We start from the raw sequence: 18,194 nt of genomic DNA, 5'->3' as shown, positions 1-18,194 counted from the left end.
TGCCGGCACCTTTCTCCCCGCTGGGGAGAAGGGGAAACGGGCTATTCCTCATCCCGCTTCAGCCGGTACTCCCCGGTCACGGGGTCCTTGACCAGCGTGCCGACCGCGCCGGTCTGGCGTTCCTTTTCGGCGCGGCGCGATTTTTCGGCGAGCTTGCGGGCATCGGAGACGAAGCGGCGGTAGAGCCACCAGGCTGAGAACACCAGGATCAGGATCGTGATAAGCTGTGCCATGCCCCTCTCTTGCTCCTCTCAAAGTCCGAAGCGGCTCCACAATGCTCTCTCTTCCGCCGCTTCGACAAGTCCTGTTGCGAGACCCGCCCCCGCGCCTTCGAGTGTAACAGGCGATACGCCGGGAATGCGGCGGCCGAAGAGGCCGCGGCCGGCGGTGACGAGTTCCAGCCGGGTCTTCTGGCCGTAGCGCCGCTTCAATTCCTGGCGCATGTCGCCGAGGCCATCGATGAGGCCAAGCTCGAGGCCGCGGGTGCCGCTCCAGAACAAGCCGGAAAACACCGTCGCATCATCCGTCAGCTTGCCGGCGCGGCGCTCGCGCACCATTGCGATGAAGACCTGGTGGATTTCGAGCTGCAGGCTCTTGAGGTACTCGATATCCTTTTCCTTTTCCGGCTGGAACGGATCGAGGATCACCTTGTTTTCGCCGGCCGTATAGACGCGGCGCTCGACGCCGATCTTCTTCAGGAGTTCGGGAAAGCCGAAACCGCCGGAGACGACGCCGATCGAGCCGACGATCGAGGTGGCGTCGGCGATGATCTCGTCGCCGGCAAGCGCGATCATGTAACCGCCGGAAGCGGCGACATCCTCGACGAAGACCAGCACCTTCTTCTGCTTTTCGCGGGCGAGCTCGCGGATGCGGGTGAAGATCAGTCGGGACTGGACCGGCGAGCCGCCCGGCGAATTGATGGAAATGGCAACGGCCGGCGCCTCCTTCATGGCGAAGGCCTTTTCCAGGACCGGGGCGACATTGGCGAGATTGAGGGTGGCGCGGAACTGGCCACCGCCGCTGATGATCGCACCCTGCAGCCTGACGACGGGAATGGTGAGGCCCTCCTTGCGGAACCGTTTCGGCAGCAGCTTTCTCAAGAATCCGGCCATTTCCCATCCTTCGCTTCGGGTCGCACGATCGTCATTTCGCAATCGCATCCATGTATGCGCTGGAACGACAAACGCAATGCCCGCGTTCCTGAAAAACACCCGATTGATTTTCTTGTTGCGAATGACTTGCATTATCATTCTAATCGGTCATAGTGCACGGACGATAACTAGGTGGAAATGGCATGGACGCTCTCAATCCCAATGCAAACAGCGGCTGGCGGCACGAACGCGGCGAGGCGTCGCTGTCAGATGTCTACCGCACTGTCGGAACCGGACGTCACAGCTCGATGTGGCGCCGGGCGGCGGCCTTTGCCGGGCCGGGCTACATGGTCGCCGTCGGCTACATGGACCCGGGCAACTGGGCGACCTCGCTCGCCGGCGGCTCGAAATTCGGCTATGCACTGCTCACCGTCGCCCTGCTTTCCAACCTGATGGCAATCGTGCTGCAATCACTCTGCGCGCGCCTGGCGATCGCCTCCGGCCGCGACCTCGCACAGGCCTGCCGCGACGCCTTTCCCAAATGGGTTTCGGTGCCGCTCTGGGCCTTTGCGGAAATCGCCATCATCGCTACCGACATTGCCGAGGTGATCGGCACGGCAATCGGTCTCAATCTGCTGTTCGGCATTCCGCTTGAGCTCGGCGTTCTCATCACCGCCCTCGATGTCTTTCTGATCCTCTTCCTGCAGAGGCTCGGCTTCCGCTGGGTGGAAGCCTTCATCATTGCGTTGCTTGGGGTAATCGCGCTCTGCTTCGGCGTGCAGATCTTCCTTGCCGATCCGCAATGGGGCGCCGTCATCACCGGCTTCTTCCCGACGACCGAGATCGTCACCAACCCGGAAATGCTCTATCTGGCGCTCGGCATCCTCGGTGCGACCGTCATGCCGCACAATCTCTATCTGCACTCCGGCATCGTGCAGACGCGGGCCTATGGTCACACGATCCCCGAGAAGAAAGAGGCGCTGACCTATGCGACGATCGACTCCACCGTCGCGCTCTGTTTCGCGCTTCTGATCAATGCCTCGATCCTGATCCTTGCCGCCGCCGCCTTCAATGCCAATGGCAAGACCGATGTCGTCGAGCTCGGCAACGCCTATGCGCTGCTGTCGCCGCTGCTTGGCCTCGCCATCGCCCCGACGCTCTTCGGTATCGCGCTTCTCTGCTGCGGCCTCAACTCGACAGTGACGGCAACGCTTGCCGGCCAGATCGTCATGGAAGGCTTCCTCAAGATCCGGCTGAAACCCTGGGTGCGCCGGCTGATCACCCGCGCTATCGCCATCGTGCCGGCGGCGGTCGTCACCATCTGGTACGGCAACCAGGGCACGGCTGAACTGCTGATCCTCACGCAGGTCGTGCTCAGCCTGCAGCTTTCCTTCGCCGTCTTCCCGCTGGTGATGTTCACCGCCAGCCGGGCCAAGATGGGCGAACTCGTGGCGCCGCGCTGGCTGAGCGGCATCGCCTATGTGATCGCCGTCGTGATCGCCGGGCTGAACGTCAAGCTGCTCTTCGACTTCGTCACCGGCTAGAGGTTCGAAGCCTGGGATAGGCCGCCCGGCCATTGTTGAAATCGTCGACCAGAGGGGAGAACTTGTGGCTCCCCTCTTCGTGCATGATGAGGGCCGCGCGCAGTGTCAGTCGCGCCCGCGATCCTTTGATGGCGGTTACCAGAATGCGGACGGCATTTTCTCCGGGGCGCGGATGGATGGCTGTCACTTCGATGCCGCCGAAGCGCCGGCCGCAGGCAGCGATGATCTCGGCGATCGATTGGGGTCTGGCGATCAGCGACAATTGCCCGCCCGGGATCATGATGGCGCCGGCCGTGCGGATCCAGCTTTCGAACAGACCGTCGGTCATCGCATGAGCTTCGGCCTTCAGCGCATCGGGCGTGCGCCGGTCGCCGGCATCGTTGAAGGGCGGGTTCATGATCACGTGATGGAAGCTTTCATCGGCAAGGCCGGCATCGTTGCGCGCCTTGGCGGTCAGCGCTACATCGGCCTCGACGACACTGAGGCGGGCGGCGAGATGGGCGTTTTCCGGCAACAGGATGCTGCGGCGGGCATATTCGGCCATCTCGGCAGAGCGTTCGAAGAGCACCACTTGCGCCTTAGGAAGGCGCGAGGCGACGGCAAGGCCGGCGGCACCGGCGCCGGCGCCGAGATCGGCCACCCTGATCGCGCGATCGTCGGCGACGAGGGCGGCCAGCAGCATCGCATCCATGCCGGCGCGATGACCCCTGCCCTTCGGCTGCACCAGATGAAAGGCGCCGCGATGGAAGGCATCGATGGTTTCAGCCGGTCCGCCGGTCATCGTCCGCTCACGTCCTGTCGCGCAGCTCGCCGCCGAGGCCGGCATCGATCAGAATGCGGCGGGCCCGGTCGGCCATGTCCTCATCCACCAGCAGGCGGCGCGGCAGCATGCCGAGCGAGCCTTCCAGCACGCTCATGCCCTGATCGGCGATGAAGCAGTGAATTCCGGCATCCTTCATCAGGCTCTCGGCGAAGGAGAGCAGAACGGGATCGTTGGCGCGGATAAGTTCATGCATTTGCCGTCTTTTTCCTTCCAATTTCGGCTGGCGCGACAATTCACCCCTTGCCGCGTCCATCGCCCCTTTCTATTGTCAGATGCAATGAGTGAACAGGAGTCCGGGTCGTTGGGCGTGGTCATACCGCTTGAAGAAAGCAAAAACAAACTGGCATCCATCAAGCCGCTGGTCGATCTCACCCGGGCTGACATGGAGCGGGTGAACCAGCTCATTCTGTCCAAGGCCGGCTCCGACGTGCAGATGATCCCCGAAGTGGCGAACCATCTGATCTCATCAGGCGGCAAGCGGCTGCGGCCGATGCTGACGCTGGCGGCCGCCTCACTGTTCGACTATCGCGGCGAAAACCACATCAAGCTCGCCACCTCGGTCGAATTCATGCATACGGCGACGCTGCTGCATGACGACGTCGTCGACGAAAGCGACCTGCGCCGCGGCAAATCGACTGCGCGGATGATCTGGGGCAACCAGGCAAGCGTGCTGGTCGGCGACTTCCTGCTCGGCCAGGCCTTCCGCATGATGGTCGATGTCGGCTCGCTCGATGCGCTCGACGTCCTGTCTTCCGCGGCCTGCGTGATTGCCGAAGGTGAAGTGCTGCAGCTTTCCGTCGCCAAGAACATGGAGACGACGGAGGACGATTATCTCTCCGTCATCCGCGCCAAGACGGCGGCTCTCTTTGCGGCTGCCGCCGAAGTCGGGCCGATCGTTGCCGATGCCGGCCGCTCCGGCCGCAATGCGCTGAAATCCTACGGCATGAATCTCGGCCTCGCCTTTCAGCTCGTCGACGACGCGCTCGACTATGGCGGCAAGGCCGCCGATCTCGGCAAGAATGTCGGTGACGATTTCCGCGAAGGCAAGATCACGCTGCCCGTCATCCTCGCCTATCGCCGCGGCACGACGGAAGAGCGCGCCTTCTGGCGCGATGCGATCGAGGCCGGCAATAGCAGCGACGCCAACCTGGAAAAAGCGCTCGGGCTGATCACCAAATACGGCACGCTGAGCGACACGATCGGCCGGGCGGTCCATTACGGCACGATCGCGCGGGACGCGCTGGCGCCGCTACCCGATACGGTATGGAAATCCGCTCTGATGGAAGTGATCGACTTCTGCATCGAGCGCGTCAATTGATCGAACGCCGCGATCGAAGCTGATTTTCTTGCAGCGCCGCTCCAAAAAAGCCATCCTGTTATGACTCAGTGATGACGACTGATTTGCGACCGGCAGCGGCCGGACGCTCTCGAAGAAAGGTTTTCTAATGCGGCAGAGAATTGCCATCCGTCTTCTTACGAGCGCAGCGCTGGCGGCTGTCCTTTCGCTTGGCGGCGTTGCCGGCGTGAGTGCCGAAGATGCGGCCAAGGCGGGCGATGCCGGCAAAGCCGAGAGCTTCTTCGATGCCGATAACGTCACCACGTTCTCAGGCGCCTTCCTCGCCGCGCGCACAGCCGATGTCGATCACGATTACGAGACCGCGATCGCGCTCTACAAGAAGGCGCTGCAGATCGAGCCCGGCAACCCCGAGATCCGTCAGCGGCTGATGATCTCGCTGCTGCTCAACGGCGACATCAAGGAAGGCGTCAAATACGCCAATGATCTGAAGAGCGATCCTTCGGTCGAGCGTATCACCACGATCGTGCGCGCCATGGATGCCGTGCGCCGCGACGACTACAAGACAGCCGAGTCGATCCTGAAATATAAGGGTCCGAACGATCTCGACCGGATGATGAACGACCTGCTGCTCGCCTGGGCTCGCGTCGGCGCCGGCCGCGGCAAGGAAGCGCTCGCCATGGTCGAGAAGATGAAGGGGCCGGACTGGTTCCGCATCTTTCAGAACTACAATGCCGGCGCGATCGCCGTCGTTACCGGCGATGTGAAGTCGGCCCGCCAGCATCTCAACGACGCCGTGCTCGACAAGGAAGGCGGGGCGACGGCGCCCGACACCTTCATGCGCGCGGTGATGGCGCTTGCCCGCCTGGAGGCGGCGCAGGGCAACAAGCAGAAGGCGCTCGATGCGGTTTCCGTCGGCGATAACCTGCTGCCGAACTACGCGCCGCTGAATGCGCTGCGCGACAGCATCGAGAAGGGTGAGAAGCAGGAGCAGCAGGTCAAGACGGCCGAAGAAGGCGCCGCCGGCGTGCTCTTCTCCGTCGGCGGTGCTCTGAACCGCGATGGCGCCGAGGACATCGTCTCGCTCTATCTGCAGACCGCGAAGGCGCTCGATCCCAACAGCGCCGATACACTGGTGCTGCTCGGCGGCATCGCCGAAAAGCAGAACCAGATGGACCGCGCCATCTCCCTCTATAAGAAGGTGCCGGAAGATTCGCCGATGCGGCGCATCTCCGAGCTTCAACTCGGCCTCGCCCTTGCCCAGGGCGGCAAGGTCGACGAGGCGCGCAAGCACCTGCAGGCGCTGATCGCCTCCGATCCGAAGGATATCCGCAGCTACCTCGCCTATGGCAGCGTGCTCTCCGACGCCAAGGACTACGAGGCGATGGCCGCCAATTACGACAAGGCGGTCGAAGTGATCGGCCCAATCCCCGGCCGCGCCAACTGGAGCGTCTTCTTCCAGCGCGGCATTGCCTATGAGCGGCTGAAGAAGTGGGACCAGGCCGAACCGAATTTCCGAAAAGCCCTGGAGCTCAACCCCGACCAGCCGCAGGTGCTGAACTATCTCGGCTATTCCTGGATCGACATGAACCGGAATCTCGACGAAGGCCTCGCCATGATCAAGAAGGCTGTCGATCTTCGCCCTGACGACGGCTACATCATCGATTCGCTCGGCTGGGCCTATTTCCGCCTTAACCGCTTCGACGACGCCGTCGACGAGCTGGAGCGGGCTGCGCAGATCAAGGCCGGCGACGCGACGATCAACGACCATCTCGGCGATGCCTACTGGCGGGTCGGGCGCAAGCTCGAAGCAGTCTACCAGTGGAACCGGGCGCTCGCCTCCGAGCCTGAAGCGGCCGAAATTCCGAAGATCAAGGAAAAGATCGCAAACGGCCTGCCCGCTAGCGACGATGCCAAGGCGGCCGACAAGAAGCAGCCGGATCCGGCGCCGATCATGCCGCCGCCGGTCGACAAGAAGTCCTGACGGGCGCGACCGATGCCTGAGCAGGGCTTGGCCGACGCTTTCGGCGTCACCGAAGAGGCGCGCGCGAAGATCAATCTCGCCCTGCATGTGACGGGCCAACGGCCGGACGGCTATCACATGCTCGATATGCTGGTGACCTTCGCAGGTTGCGGCGACCGGCTGGGCTTCCTGCCCGCGCAGGCCGACGCCTTCACCCTGTCGGGCCGCTTCGGAGAGACGCTTGCCGGCGACGGCGACACCAACCTTGTAATCAGAGCGCGCGATCTCCTGCGCGAGGCTGTCGGCGCCCTTGCCTTCCCTGTTCACATCCATCTCCAGAAGAACCTGCCCATTGCCTCCGGCATCGGCGGCGGCTCGGCCGATGCGGCGGCGACCCTGCGGGGGCTGATGCGCCTCTGGGGCTTGCGATTGCCGGTGGAGACGCTGGCGGCGCTGGCGCTGAAGCTCGGCGCCGACGTGCCCATGTGCCTCGAGAGCCGGCCGCTGATTGCCCGCGGCATCGGGGAGGAGATCGAAGCCGTGCCCAATCTGCCGGCCTTTGCCATGGTGCTGGCCAACCCGCTGAAGGGGGTTTCGACGCCGGAGGTTTTCCGCCGGCTCACGGCAAAGAACAATTCACCCCTGACGCTCGCACACACCGAAGGCTGGCTTGCGGCGATCGGCGCGGCTCGCAACGACCTGGAGACCCCGGCGCGCGAAGCCGTGCCCGAAATCGCGGCGATCTCGGCGATGCTGCAGGCTGAGGGCGCTCTTCTTGCCCGCATGTCCGGCTCCGGCGCCACCTGCTTCGGGATCTTCGCCGATATGGCCGCCGCGCGCCATGCGACGGCAGCTCTTCACGAGGCGCGGCCCGACTGGTATTTCCAGGCGACGGAAACGGTTTCGGGAGGCATGTGATGGCAGGTTTGGACGAAAAACGGCCCTTCATCGCCGTCGGCATAGCCGTCCTCACCGTCTCGGATACGCGCACGCCGGAGACGGACAAGTCCGGCGATACGCTGGCGGTGCGGATCGCCGAGGCCGGCCACAGGCTGGTCGAGCGGGCGATCGTGCCCGATGACCGGGAGAAAATCGCCGCTCAGGTCAAAGCCTGGACCGAGCGGGATGAGATCGATGTCGTTATCACCACGGGCGGCACCGGCTTTACCGGCCGAGACGTGACGCCCGAGGCGCTGGAGCCGCTGTTCGAAAAGCGCATGGATGGCTTTTCCGCTGTCTTCCACCGTATCTCCTATGACAAGATCGGCACGGCGACCATCCAGTCGCGCGCCACCGCGGGCGTTGCCAACTCCACCTTCATCTTCGCCCTGCCCGGCTCGCCCGGTGCCTGCCGGGACGCCTGGGACGGCATATTGAAAGCACAGCTCGACTATCGCAGCGTGCCTTGCAATTTCGTCGAGATCATGCCGCGCCTCGACGAGCATCTGAAACGCGGCGCAAAGAAATAGACTGGCGCTGCCGTTACAATGCCGCGGTCGCGCCGTCGAAAACCCGATTTAGACTTTCGAGGCCGACGCGCTGGCCTTTGTTATGTGGCAATGCCCGGCAGAGCCGGCATCGAATCCCAGCTATCACCGGACAGCAGAATGCAACTTATGCCGTGGACATCCGTGACGACGAGCGTCCAGGTGCCGCTTTTGGCGGCATAGACCTCGAGAACGGCGTTCTGGTTGACCAGGCCGACGGCGGTAAGCTTCTCACCGAAGTTCCTGTCGAGGAAACTGACGACGTCGGATCGGCCTGCGCAACTGAGCATCGTCTGCGATGCTGCCAAATGCGGATGCGCGATCACCAATGTCGGCAATATGACGGCCAGCAGGCCGAAGATCCTACCGCGTACGCCGCAGATCCTACCGCGCATGCGGTAAATCCTACCGCTTGGCATGACGCACCTCCTTTCGCCGGAAACCCGGCAGAAGAGGAGATTTTTCGCCGACCTGTTCTGCCGTTCACCGGCATTCCACGGCACCCGTTGCGAAGCGCGGCGCTTCCGGCGGCGCCATAGGTGAATTATAACGCGAAATCCGACCGGGCGCCATCTTTGCGCCATGGCGGGAGTAATCACCAAAGCGCGCTTGCGACGAGACCAGCCATCCGGCTGCCGCCACTTTCCCGCTTGCGGGCGAAGGGGATATGCCGCGCCGGATTCCTCCATCTCGACGTTGCACTGGGCACGTCCCCTCGCCCCGCTTTTGCGGGGAGAGGGTTAGGTGAGGGACAATCTCTCAGACAGGCTCGATGTAGCGATGGGCATTCTACCGCGTGGCACGCGCCACCCAGGAAGGAATCAATTCACTTGCAAGCTTGCGCGGCTTCTGGCCCTTGGCGAAGTCGCCAACAGGCATCCCGCTTCTGGCGGCGGCGAGCGCCAGGTTCTTCGGCATCAACAAGCCAAGCTCCAGCGGCGGTCGACCGCGGGCAACGCGCTGGAAGAACGGGCGTCGATAGCCGCGCGACGCGGCAAAGCGCGCTGGTGTCTTATTCAGCGCCACATATTCGGCGATCTCATCGATCCAGCCGGCCTGCGGCCTGGCGCCCGGCTCGATAAAGAGCAGCCATTCGCCTCGGGCGGAGCGCACGATGTCCTTGATATCCCACTGTGAATGGAAACGGCAGCCAGCGGCGTCGGCGACCCGCGAGGTTCCGTCGCGCGAGCCGTGATCAAGCACGATCACATCGCTGACGAGTCCTTCCACCGCGCCTGCCACCAATACCGATAAGGTCTGCGCCAGTTCGGATTCCTGATCCTGGCATTCGAGAACAACCGTCAACATCGATTATTCATAATGCGCCGCACAATTTTTTGCCAGCACCGTTTTGCGTATTTTGTTCTTGCATTGTTCTCATTTTACCGATAGGAATTTAATCATCACAAACGGGCGGAGACAACGGCTTTCCGCTGCGGGAGAATCCGATGAGAGAGCAGTCCCTGGCAGGGCAGGCCGCATTCGCGCCTGCCAATACGGCAGATATTGCCGATGCGATGATCGTGTCCTCCGGTCTTCGGGTCGAGGTTGACCGGCGGCGCGGGCGTGGAGCAGGACTGAACCCAACAGGCCGCTTCGAAGCGCTGCAGCGGGAGACCTTCGACGACGGTTGGCAGACGCTGGAAGAACTGCCACCGTTCAAGACCGTGGTTCAGATCGAAAAGCCGCGCACGGCGATTACACGCAATGAATCGCCGGACCTTTCCTTCGACCGCTCGATCAATCCCTATCGCGGCTGCGAGCACGGCTGCATCTATTGTTTCGCCCGCCCGACGCACGCCTATATGGGGCTTTCGGCGGGGCTCGATTTCGAGACGAAGCTCTTCGCCAAGCCCGATGCGGCGAAGCTCTTGGAGCGGGAGCTCGCCAAGCCGGGGTACAAGGTGAGGGTGATCGCGATCGGCACAAATACCGACCCCTATCAACCGATCGAGAAGGAGTGGCGCATCATGCGCGGCATCCTCGAGGTGCTGAACAAGGCGAACCATCCGGTGTCGATCGTCACCAAGTCGGCGATGATCCTGCGCGATCTCGACATTCTGCAGGAGATGGCCGGCAAAAACCTGGTGCGCGTCGGCATCTCGGTCACCACGCTCGACCGCAAGCTTGCCCGGGCGATGGAACCGCGCGCCGCCACGCCGCCGCGACGGCTGGAGACCATTCATGCGCTCTCTGAGGCAGGGATCCAGACTGCCGTCATGGCCGCGCCGCTGATCCCGGCGCTGAACGATCACGAATTGGAACGCATTCTGGAATCGGCGAAGGCTGCCGGCGCAACCGAGGCGAGTTATGTCATCCTCAGGCTGCCGCTTGAAGTCAGCCCGCTCTTTCGCGACTGGTTGCTGCAGCACTATCCCGATCGTTACCGGCACGTGATGTCGCTGGTGCGCTCGATGCGCGGCGGCAAGGATTACGACGCAGATTTCGGCAAGCGCATGAAGGGCGCCGGCCCCTATGCCTGGCAGATCGCCCGGCGCTTCGAAATGGCGGCGAGACGCTTCGAGCTGACACGCCGCAGCGTGCCGTTGCGCGACGATCTGTTCGTGCCACCGGATGGCAGCGGCGTACAGCTGTCGCTGCTCTGATTTTTTAAGGTTGCGCATCGGCTGCTCAGAAAATCCGCCCTGTTTTCGAGCCCCGAGCGCAATTTCCGCGGATGGCCCTGACCGCCTCCATCCGCAGGACCGTCCCCGGCCGCCGCCCTGATCCGGGGACTTGCGGGAAATCGGGTTGGCGTGCGAGGTTCAGCCGCATGAAACGTCGCACGCCACCCGATTCTCCCCTGCTTTTCGACACGGTCCCTCTCGTGCCGGATTTCAAGCTTGAGCTCAAAGCCCGCAAGGCCGGCCACTGGCCGGTCGCCGGCGCCGACGAGGCAGGCCGCGGGCCGCTGGCGGGGCCCGTGGTGGCCGCTGCGGTCATCCTCGATCCGAAGCGCATCCCTGAAGGCCTCAACGATTCCAAGCAGCTCTCGGCCCAGCGGCGCGAAGAACTCTTCGCGCAGATCCTGGCGACGGCGACGGTTTCCATCGCCTCCTCCAGCTCGACCCGGATCGACGAAACGGACATACGCAAGGCAAGCCTTGACGCGATGCGCCGCGCCATCTGCAGCCTCGCCATTCCCGCAAGCTACGTCCTGACAGATGGGCTTGATGTGCCGCCCGGCCTCGATTGCCCAGGACAGGCCGTGGTCAAGGGTGACGCCCGCTCGGTTTCCATCGCCGCCGCCTCTATCGTCGCCAAGGTGACGCGCGATCGGATGATGGCGCGGGCGCATCATGTATTTCCCGATTACGGTTTTGCGGCCCACGCCGGCTATGGCACGGCGCAGCACCGCGCCGGCATTGAACAGCACGGCCCCTGCTCCCTGCACCGAATGAGCTTTCGGCCACTGCGGAAGGACGGCGACGAGCCTGAGATGGACGAACTGCTCTCGGAATAGTCGCCGAAAAAAGATCGGCATATTCCGCCTTTAGAGGGGTGCACGCCGGATCAGGAACGGCTCCGCAAGAGGCCAGACAAAAGAAAGATCTATCAACAAGAAAAAGGCCGGGACATGCCCGGCCTTCCTTCATTCCATTCGATACCGCTCAGTTGAGCCGTGTCTTGACCTGTCCGACGGCGTTGCCGAAGAGCTCGGACTGGACCTTGCCGTCGGCCTTCTTGGCGAGCACCGTTTCTGCGGCCGCGATGGCCAGGTCGACGGCGGCGGAACGCACCGCCTTCATCGCATCGGCCTCGGCCTGCTTGATCTTCTGCTCGGATAGCGCCGTGCGGTTGGCGACGAATTCTTCCGTCTTCTTTTTCGCCTCGGCGGTCAGCATCTCGGCTTCGCGCTCAGCGGCGGCAACGATATGGGCTGCTTCCGCTTCCGCTTCCTTGCGCTTGCGCTGGTATTCAGCGAGCAGATGCTGGGCTTCCTCGCGCAGGCGCTTGGCTTCGGCCAATTCATTGCGGATCTGGTCGGCGCGGTCGTCGAGCGAGCGTGCCATCATGCCCGGAACCTTCAGATAGACGACCAGCGCCAGAAAGAGGACGAGGCCGACAAAGGCGAAGAAAGTCGCGTCGAAATGAAATTCCATCGATCAAGCCTCCTTCTTGGCGGCCGCGACGGCGGCGGCGACATCTGCCTGCGCAGCGCTGCTGCCGATCAGCTGTTCGACGACGGCGGCTGCCGTTTCCTCGGCAATGGTGCCGACGTCGGCGAAGGCCTTGGCCTTGATGTCGGCGATCCGGGCTTCCGCAGCCTTGATCTTTTCCGACAGGCTGGCCTCGACGGTGCGGCGATCCTCTTCGGCCTTGACCTTGGCGGCGTCGCGGGCGGCGGAACCGATCGCGTGGGATTTGGCGCGGGCAGCGGCCAGTTCGCCTTCATAGGTCTCGACGGCGGCATCGGCTTCCGCCTTCAGGCGGCCTGCTTCTTCCAGGTCCTGGGAGATGCGCGTGTGGCGCTGGTCGAGGATGGCCCCGATGCGCGGCGCAATGACCTTTTGCATAAGGAGGTAGAAGACGCCGAACGTAATCACCAGCCAGAGCAGCTGGGATGCGTAGGTCGTCGAATCGAAAGGCGGGAACGGGCCGCGGGCGTGTTCGCCTTCGGCAACACCGGTCTCGGTATGGACCTCGCCTGCGGCCGGAGCGGCATGCGCATCCGTGCCGGTCGCTGCCGCCGGTGCTTCTTCAGCGTAAGCCGGGGTCACAAAAAACATGCTCACCTCCAGGTGGACTGCAAATGCAAAGGATCACGGCTTGCGGTCGCAGGCCGTGATCCATCTATTCGCCGATATCAGACAGCGAAGAGGAGGAGGAGAGCGACGAGCAGCGAGAAGATGCCCAGAGCTTCCGTAACGGCGAAGCCGAATACCAGACGGCCGAACTGGCTGTCAGCGGCAGACGGATTGCGCAGAGCGCCGGAGAGGTAGCTGCCGAAGATATTGCCGAGGCCGAGAGCCGTACCGGCCATACCAAAGCAAGCCAGGCCTGCACCGATGAACTTTGCTGCTTCCGCTTCCATGTTGAACTCCTTTGAAATGGTTGTTGCGGCGAATGACTGACGCCCTGGAGACGTCGTTGTCGTTATCCTTAGTGCCCGCCCGGATGGATTGCGTCGTTGAGGTACATGCAAGTCAGCACCGCGAAGACGTAAGCCTGAAGGAAGGCGACGAGGAACTCGAGACCGGTCAGGGCGACGGTCATGATGAGAGGAAGAACGGCGCCGCCGACACCGACCGCACCGAGGGTTCCAAGCGAGGCGACGAAGCCTGCGAACACCTTCAGCGTGATGTGACCGGCGAGCATGTTGGCGAAAAGACGAACGGAGAGCGAAATCGGACGGGACAGGAAGGAAATGATTTCGATCGAGACGACCAGCGGCAGCAATATGCCGGGCACGCCCGAGGGCACGAAGACATTCAGGAAGTGGAAGCCGTGCTTATAGAAACCGTAGGCGAGCACCGTACCGATGACGAGAATCGCCAGCGCGAAGGTGACGATGATCTGGCTGGTGATCGTGAAGAAATAGGGGAACATGCCGAGCAGGTTCGCCGTCAGCACGAACATGAAGAGCGAAAAGACCAGCGGGAAGAACTTCATCCCCTGCTTGCCCGCGCCCTCTTTCAGCATATTGGCGATGAATTCATAGGACATTTCCGCGACCGACTGCGAACGGCCCGGCACGATGGCGCGGTTCGAGGTCGAGAAATAAAGGAAGCCTGCGGCAACGGCTGCCGAAGCGACCATGAAGAGCGATGCGTTGGTGAACGAAAAATCAATTCCGCCGATTTCGATCGGCACAATCTTCTGGATCAGGAACTGATGAGTCGGATCGTTAGACACCGCTTGTTCTCTCTCTTTGGCCCGCAGGACGCGGGGTCATTGCACTGGACCGGGACCGGCCCCCTATTTCTTGTCGTCCTTGTCCAGAGGGTGGGCCACCACCCCCGCAGAACGCAGCACGTTCAGAACGCCGGCACAGAATCCGAGAAGCAGAAGAACAATCAACCCCCAAGGCGCCGTGCCAACAAAACGGTCGAGAAGATAGCCAAGGACGGCGCCGACGACGATCGCGGAAATGAACTCGCTGGAAAGCTTCATCGCCTGGGCATAACCTTTGCGGCTTTCCTCGGCGCGGGCTTCGCTTGCCTCTTCCACTTTCGCCTCTACGCGCTTGGTCGCGAGTTCCGCTTCCAGCTGCGCACGGCGCTTCTCAAGACTTTCCTCGCGGTCGTCCGCCATGGATCTCTCCTCGCCTGTCCGTCGCCCGCACTCCCGCTACCCCGGTTATTCGGACCCCGGACGCGAAGGTTGAGACCCTTCCGGCCCGTTCTGAAGTCGCGCGCAACATAGTTTTAGGGCTTGGTATAGTCAAGGCGTAGACGGCTTCTGTCCAGCGAGAAAATAAATTTATGAAATCAAATGGATAAGTCGATTTCCGGTCGAGCTCGCAAATTCGACGGAAAGAATCCGCTTTTGGGGGCGAAAAATCGGCATCGCCCCAACGCTTTCTCTCAGCTCCAGCCGCCGCCATAGGTGCGATAGAAGACGTGAAGACCGATGCGCCCGACCTTTTCCATGGTCTTTGCCCATTTCGGGCGGACGTAAACGGCATGGTAGTGCGTCGCCGACCCCACCTGCGGCAGCCAGATCCTGCCTGATGTCACCGCCATGGCCACGTCGCGAGCGACCCGCCAGTGATATTGCGAATTCACCCGGTCCTTGATGGCGTCGCAGGCGAAGGAAAACTGGCAGCGGTTGCGCCAATCCTCGTTCTGGTAGACGACGCCGCAGATGCTCTTGGGATAGGCGGGGTTGCGAACGCGGTTGAGTATGACCTGGGCGACGGCCGCCTGGCCCTTCACCGATTCCCCGCGCGCCTCGAAATAGATGCCTGAGGCAAGGCATTGCTGCTCGCGGGCGGAAAAGACGCTCGGCGGCAGCACGCTTGCGGCCCAGGCGTGGTCGCCCGGACCGATCTGGGGGACGAAGCGGCCGCTTTCCGGTTCGGTCAGGATCGAATCGAACGGCGAGTGGCGGGCATAATCCGGTGCCGCCGGCGCATAGGCGGTGGCAAGCACGTCGGCCTTGTTGCTGGTGACGAGGCTTGCGAGCATCGCCGGCACGCCGACCTCCGGCCTCACCGGCTGTTTCCTATAGAAAGAGGTGGCGATCTCGATTTCCCTACCCTGGATCTTCGGCTTGACGAAAGCCGACCTGTCCTTAAGATCGAAATTCGGAGTGAACAGCATCTTGGTGCGCTCAAGAATGGAGCCGGCGGAAAAGTCTTTCGGCGGCTGCATCTTCTCGATGGCGACGACGCGGCCCTTCTTCGTGCCGCGAATGACCCGGTCCTCGTCCGGCGTGTCCTCGTGCCCCTTGTCCTTGGCCGTAAAAGCCACCTTGCGGCCGTCGGGCAGAACCATGCCGGCGCCTGAGGCGATCGAGCCGGTCGCTGCCGGATCGGAGAAGGCGAGCTCGGCCTGATGGATGGAGCCGGCCGGCGAATTGGTCAGCACCATGCGCCAGCTCTCCCCCTCACGGTCGAGACCGGCAAGCATGGTGGCGAGATCGGCGTGGGAGGCAACGCTCGGGAAGATCAGCCAGCCGGCAAGTCCGAAGATGACGGGCGACACCCAGTTCTCGGGAAGAAGACGCAGCTTGCTACGGGAAGGGCTCTTTCGACGCAACACGAACTCCGGGCATGGAACGCGGGAACATGCCATCGAAAATCTCTCATTAACCTTGATGCCTGGTTAACGAGGCGTGCCGGAAAGTAGCAGTGTGAGTTTTTGGATGTTCTAATATGGCTGATAACTTCGTCCACCAGGAGCCGCTGCGCTCCTGGTGGCGCTATGCCTGTTGACCTGAACCTGCGGGGCGAGTTCGACGGAAACGAATCCCCAATCTCCGTCGTCCTCGGCCTTGAGCCGAGTGCCCATGCCTCAGCTGCTGGTGGGTGCGGTGCGGGTGCTCGGCTCAAGGCCGAGCATGACGGAGCTTAGGTGGCGGAAGGGCAAATCCAAAGCGCGGGCGCTGACGTCAGCAATCACTTCCCATCCATCAAATAATAACGTGCGAGCCCAGCTCCACCACCCGGTTGGCCGGCAGGCGGAAATAGTCCGAGGGGTTGGCGGCGGCGTTGGCCAGCGCGATGTAGAGCCGGTCCTGCCAGTAGGGCATGCCCGACTTGGCATCCGGCACCAGCTTGCGACGGCCGAGATAGAAGGAGGTCGACATGATGTCGAACTTCAGTCCGGTCTTGCGCAGCGTCGCGAGCGCCTGCGAGACGTTCTGCGATTCCATGAAACCGAACAGCAGTTCGACACGGGAGAAACGCGGGGAAATCTGCTCGACCTTGTAGCGGTCCTGGCTCGCCACCCGCGGCTTATTGACGGTGCGGATCGTCAGGATGACGTTGCGGTCGTGAAGCACGTGGTTGTGCTTGAGATTGTGCAGCAGGGCGGCGGGGGCCGATTCCGGATCGCTGGTCAGGAAGATCGCCGTGCCCGGAACCTGGGCCGGCGAATGCTCGCTCTTGCGCTCGATGGAACTGACGAAGGAGGCGAGCGGAATATCGGTGTGCCGGGTCTTCTCCATCAGGATCGCGGTGCCGCGGCGCCAGGTCCACATGACGACGGTAAAGGCGGTGGCGATCAGGATCGGGATATAGCCGCCATCGTGGATCTTCAGAAGGTTGGCGCCGAGGAAGATCATTTCCAGCACGACGAGCGGCGCGAGCGCGATCACGGCGACCGGCAGCGACCAGTTCCAGCGGGCGCGGACGAATTCGAAGGCCATGATCGAGGTGACGACCATGGCGCCGGTGACTGAGATGCCGTAGGCGGTCGCCAATGCGTCCGAGGTCTTGAAGCTCAGCACCAGGAAGATGACGCCGAAGAACAGCACGGCGTTGACCGACGGCACGAAGATCTGTCCCGTGTTGGTTTCTGAGGTGAAAAGGATTTCCATGCGCGGCAGGAAGCCGAGGTTGATGCCCTGGCGCACCAGCGAAAAGGCGCCCGTTATGACGGCCTGGCTGGCGATGATCGTCGCCGCCGTCGCCAGGATGACGACCGGCAGCAACGCCCATTGCGGATACATCAGATAGAAGGGGTCGGACATCGTCATCGGATTGCCGAGGACGAGCGCACCCTGCCCGAGATAATTCAGCGTCAGCGCCGGAAACACCAGCAGGAACCAGGCCCATTGAATCGGGCGGCGGCCGAAATGGCCAAGGTCGGCATAAAGCGCCTCGGCGCCCGTTACGGTCAGGAAGACGGCACCGAGCACGACGACGCCGTAAAAGCCCTCATGCAGCAGGAAGCTGACAGCATAATAGGGGTTGAAGGCGGCGAGGATGCCGAAATCGTCCGAGATATGGGAGATCCCGGCGGCGGCCATGACGAGGAACCAGAGAGCAGTGATCGGCCCGAAGAACTTGGCGACGGCACCGGTGCCGCGCGATTGCACGACGAAGAGCAGCGCCAGGATCACCACCGAGATCGGCACGATATATTCCGCCAGGCTGGGCGTGACGAGTTTCAGACCTTCGACCGCCGACAGCACCGAAAGTGCCGGCGTGATCATCGCATCGCCGAGGAACAGGGCAGCGCCCATCAGTCCGAGCAGCATCAGCAGTGCGGTATGGCCGTTGGCGGTCTTCATCAGAAGGGCGAGCAGCGACAGCGTGCCGCCCTCACCGTCGTTGTCGGCGCGCAGCAGGAAGAGGACGTATTTGATGGTGACGATAATGGTCAGCGCCCAGATCATCAGGGAAATAAGACTGATGATCTCGAAACGGGTGACGCCGTCATGGGCGACGGGCTTCAGCGCTTCGCGAAATGCGTAGAGCGGGCTCGTGCCGATATCGCCGTACACGACACCAACGGAACCGAGCGCGAGATAGAACAGCTTGCGCGGCGTCATGTGGCGTTCGTGCGGATCGCTCTCTTCGGACATGAAATTTCAACAGGCTC

General features: G+C 62.6%; 20 protein-coding genes. 7 read left to right on the top strand and 13 right to left on the bottom strand.

Annotation, left to right across the window (positions count from 1 at the left end; genetic code table 11):
- Window positions 1–41: 41 nt before the first annotated feature.
- Both AC13QO_RS21385 and AC13QO_RS21380 read right to left on the bottom strand, forming a co-directional pair.
- Window positions 42–233, bottom strand: coding sequence for a hypothetical protein (locus tag AC13QO_RS21385; RefSeq protein WP_488541732.1), 192 nt, complete (start codon window positions 231–233; stop codon window positions 42–44).
- 18 nt (window positions 234–251) lie between these two features.
- Window positions 252–1,112 (bottom strand): S49 family peptidase, encoded by an 861-nt coding sequence (locus AC13QO_RS21380; RefSeq protein ID WP_488541731.1) that lies wholly within the window; start codon window positions 1,110–1,112, stop codon window positions 252–254.
- 182 nt (window positions 1,113–1,294) lie between these two features.
- Here AC13QO_RS21380 and AC13QO_RS21375 point away from each other — a divergent pair, with 182 nt between their 5' ends.
- On the top strand, window positions 1,295–2,635 hold the full coding sequence (locus AC13QO_RS21375) for an Nramp family divalent metal transporter (protein ID WP_430957119.1): 1,341 nt from the start codon (window positions 1,295–1,297) through the stop codon (window positions 2,633–2,635).
- On the opposite strand, the gene AC13QO_RS21370 is transcribed toward AC13QO_RS21375, so the two are convergent.
- Window positions 2,625–3,416 (bottom strand): tRNA1(Val) (adenine(37)-N6)-methyltransferase, encoded by a 792-nt coding sequence (locus tag AC13QO_RS21370; RefSeq protein ID WP_488541730.1) that lies wholly within the window; start codon window positions 3,414–3,416, stop codon window positions 2,625–2,627. The genes AC13QO_RS21375 and AC13QO_RS21370 overlap by 11 nt on opposite strands.
- A gap of 7 nt (window positions 3,417–3,423) precedes the next feature.
- On the bottom strand, window positions 3,424–3,651 hold the full coding sequence (locus AC13QO_RS21365) for a putative signal transducing protein (RefSeq protein ID WP_085777151.1): 228 nt from the start codon (window positions 3,649–3,651) through the stop codon (window positions 3,424–3,426).
- Between the two features lie 108 nt (window positions 3,652–3,759).
- Between AC13QO_RS21365 and AC13QO_RS21360 the strand changes: the two genes are divergently transcribed.
- The 4 genes from AC13QO_RS21360 to moaB all read left to right on the top strand — a co-directional run bounded on the left by AC13QO_RS21360 (window position 3,760) and on the right by moaB (window position 8,184).
- Window positions 3,760–4,776, top strand: coding sequence for a polyprenyl synthetase family protein (locus AC13QO_RS21360; RefSeq protein WP_285194730.1), 1,017 nt, complete (start codon window positions 3,760–3,762; stop codon window positions 4,774–4,776).
- Window positions 4,777–4,903: 127 nt separating this feature from the next.
- Complete coding sequence (locus AC13QO_RS21355; protein ID WP_488541729.1) at window positions 4,904–6,736, top strand: tetratricopeptide repeat protein; 1,833 nt, start codon at window positions 4,904–4,906, stop codon at window positions 6,734–6,736.
- A gap of 12 nt (window positions 6,737–6,748) precedes the next feature.
- A complete protein-coding gene (locus tag AC13QO_RS21350; RefSeq protein ID WP_488541728.1) occupies window positions 6,749–7,633 on the top strand; it encodes a 4-(cytidine 5'-diphospho)-2-C-methyl-D-erythritol kinase in 885 nt (294 codons plus the stop codon).
- A complete protein-coding gene (gene moaB / locus AC13QO_RS21345; RefSeq protein ID WP_097597764.1) occupies window positions 7,633–8,184 on the top strand; it encodes a molybdenum cofactor biosynthesis protein B in 552 nt (183 codons plus the stop codon). The genes AC13QO_RS21350 and moaB overlap by 1 nt, the downstream gene beginning before the upstream one ends.
- An 80-nt stretch (window positions 8,185–8,264) precedes the next feature.
- Here moaB and AC13QO_RS21340 read toward each other — a convergent pair whose 3' ends face one another.
- Window positions 8,265–8,597 (bottom strand): hypothetical protein, encoded by a 333-nt coding sequence (locus AC13QO_RS21340; RefSeq protein WP_488541736.1) that lies wholly within the window; start codon window positions 8,595–8,597, stop codon window positions 8,265–8,267.
- 394 nt (window positions 8,598–8,991) lie between these two features.
- Window positions 8,992–9,510 carry a glycosyltransferase family protein gene (locus AC13QO_RS21335; RefSeq protein ID WP_285194735.1) on the bottom strand — a complete coding sequence of 173 codons (519 nt, stop codon included), beginning with the start codon at window positions 9,508–9,510 and terminating at the stop codon, window positions 8,992–8,994.
- A gap of 140 nt (window positions 9,511–9,650) precedes the next feature.
- On the opposite strand from AC13QO_RS21335, the gene AC13QO_RS21330 reads away from it, so the two are divergent.
- Together AC13QO_RS21330 and rnhB are read left to right on the top strand one after the other, a co-directional pair.
- Window positions 9,651–10,808: a PA0069 family radical SAM protein gene (locus AC13QO_RS21330; RefSeq protein WP_488541727.1), complete on the top strand. Its 1,158-nt coding sequence runs from the start codon at window positions 9,651–9,653 to the stop codon at window positions 10,806–10,808.
- A gap of 167 nt (window positions 10,809–10,975) precedes the next feature.
- Window positions 10,976–11,665, top strand: a complete 690-nt coding sequence (gene rnhB, locus AC13QO_RS21325; protein WP_183703011.1) for a ribonuclease HII — start codon at window positions 10,976–10,978, stop codon at window positions 11,663–11,665.
- 148 nt (window positions 11,666–11,813) lie between these two features.
- Here rnhB and AC13QO_RS21320 read toward each other — a convergent pair whose 3' ends face one another.
- From AC13QO_RS21320 to AC13QO_RS21290, 7 genes are all read right to left on the bottom strand, one after another.
- Window positions 11,814–12,305: a F0F1 ATP synthase subunit B gene (locus AC13QO_RS21320; RefSeq protein WP_085777143.1), complete on the bottom strand. Its 492-nt coding sequence runs from the start codon at window positions 12,303–12,305 to the stop codon at window positions 11,814–11,816.
- A 3-nt stretch (window positions 12,306–12,308) separates the two neighbouring features.
- Window positions 12,309–12,932 carry a F0F1 ATP synthase subunit B gene (locus AC13QO_RS21315; RefSeq protein ID WP_085777142.1) on the bottom strand — a complete coding sequence of 208 codons (624 nt, stop codon included), beginning with the start codon at window positions 12,930–12,932 and terminating at the stop codon, window positions 12,309–12,311.
- Between the two features lie 77 nt (window positions 12,933–13,009).
- Window positions 13,010–13,237, bottom strand: coding sequence for a F0F1 ATP synthase subunit C (locus AC13QO_RS21310; RefSeq protein WP_003588243.1), 228 nt, complete (start codon window positions 13,235–13,237; stop codon window positions 13,010–13,012).
- Window positions 13,238–13,305: 68 nt separating this feature from the next.
- The gene (locus AC13QO_RS21305; protein ID WP_085777141.1) at window positions 13,306–14,058 is read right to left on the bottom strand and encodes a F0F1 ATP synthase subunit A; all 753 of its coding nucleotides are present in this window, start codon (window positions 14,056–14,058) and stop codon (window positions 13,306–13,308) included.
- A 63-nt stretch (window positions 14,059–14,121) separates the two neighbouring features.
- A complete protein-coding gene (locus AC13QO_RS21300; RefSeq protein ID WP_085777140.1) occupies window positions 14,122–14,457 on the bottom strand; it encodes an AtpZ/AtpI family protein in 336 nt (111 codons plus the stop codon).
- Window positions 14,458–14,729: 272 nt separating this feature from the next.
- Entirely contained in the window at window positions 14,730–15,941 is a 1,212-nt protein-coding gene (locus tag AC13QO_RS21295) for a cell wall hydrolase (protein WP_488541726.1), read from the bottom strand.
- Window positions 15,942–16,278: 337 nt separating this feature from the next.
- Window positions 16,279–18,177 carry a potassium transporter Kup gene (locus AC13QO_RS21290; protein WP_085777138.1) on the bottom strand — a complete coding sequence of 633 codons (1,899 nt, stop codon included), beginning with the start codon at window positions 18,175–18,177 and terminating at the stop codon, window positions 16,279–16,281.
- Between the last annotated feature and the right edge of the window lie 17 nt (window positions 18,178–18,194).

It is taken from the genome of Rhizobium sp. CNPSo 3670 (genome assembly GCF_057784555.1).
The sequence above is the reverse complement of the archived record's forward strand: the minus strand, read 5'-3'. Positions and strand labels throughout refer to the sequence as shown.

Bases quoted from the DNA above. Each gene is read 5' to 3' on its own strand.
- AC13QO_RS21385 (WP_488541732.1), bottom strand. From the start codon at position 233: ATGGCACAGCTTATCACGATCCTGATCCTGGTGTTCTCAGCCTGGTGG.
- AC13QO_RS21380 (WP_488541731.1), bottom strand. From the start codon at position 1,112: ATGGCCGGATTCTTGAGAAAGCTGCTGCCGAAACGGTTCCGCAAGGAG.
- AC13QO_RS21375 (WP_430957119.1), top strand. From the start codon at position 1,295: ATGGACGCTCTCAATCCCAATGCAAACAGCGGCTGGCGGCACGAACGC.
- AC13QO_RS21370 (WP_488541730.1), bottom strand. From the start codon at position 3,416: ATGACCGGCGGACCGGCTGAAACCATCGATGCCTTCCATCGCGGCGCC.
- AC13QO_RS21365 (WP_085777151.1), bottom strand. From the start codon at position 3,651: ATGCATGAACTTATCCGCGCCAACGATCCCGTTCTGCTCTCCTTCGCC.
- AC13QO_RS21355 (WP_488541729.1), top strand. From the start codon at position 4,904: ATGCGGCAGAGAATTGCCATCCGTCTTCTTACGAGCGCAGCGCTGGCG.
- AC13QO_RS21350 (WP_488541728.1), top strand. From the start codon at position 6,749: ATGCCTGAGCAGGGCTTGGCCGACGCTTTCGGCGTCACCGAAGAGGCG.
- moaB (WP_097597764.1), top strand. From the start codon at position 7,633: ATGGCAGGTTTGGACGAAAAACGGCCCTTCATCGCCGTCGGCATAGCC.
- AC13QO_RS21340 (WP_488541736.1), bottom strand. From the start codon at position 8,597: ATGCGCGGTAGGATCTGCGGCGTACGCGGTAGGATCTTCGGCCTGCTG.
- AC13QO_RS21335 (WP_285194735.1), bottom strand. From the start codon at position 9,510: ATGTTGACGGTTGTTCTCGAATGCCAGGATCAGGAATCCGAACTGGCG.
- AC13QO_RS21330 (WP_488541727.1), top strand. From the start codon at position 9,651: ATGAGAGAGCAGTCCCTGGCAGGGCAGGCCGCATTCGCGCCTGCCAAT.
- rnhB (WP_183703011.1), top strand. From the start codon at position 10,976: ATGAAACGTCGCACGCCACCCGATTCTCCCCTGCTTTTCGACACGGTC.
- AC13QO_RS21320 (WP_085777143.1), bottom strand. From the start codon at position 12,305: ATGGAATTTCATTTCGACGCGACTTTCTTCGCCTTTGTCGGCCTCGTC.
- AC13QO_RS21315 (WP_085777142.1), bottom strand. From the start codon at position 12,932: ATGTTTTTTGTGACCCCGGCTTACGCTGAAGAAGCACCGGCGGCAGCG.
- AC13QO_RS21310 (WP_003588243.1), bottom strand. From the start codon at position 13,237: ATGGAAGCGGAAGCAGCAAAGTTCATCGGTGCAGGCCTGGCTTGCTTT.
- AC13QO_RS21300 (WP_085777140.1), bottom strand. From the start codon at position 14,457: ATGGCGGACGACCGCGAGGAAAGTCTTGAGAAGCGCCGTGCGCAGCTG.
- AC13QO_RS21295 (WP_488541726.1), bottom strand. From the start codon at position 15,941: ATGGCATGTTCCCGCGTTCCATGCCCGGAGTTCGTGTTGCGTCGAAAG.
- AC13QO_RS21290 (WP_085777138.1), bottom strand. From the start codon at position 18,177: ATGTCCGAAGAGAGCGATCCGCACGAACGCCACATGACGCCGCGCAAG.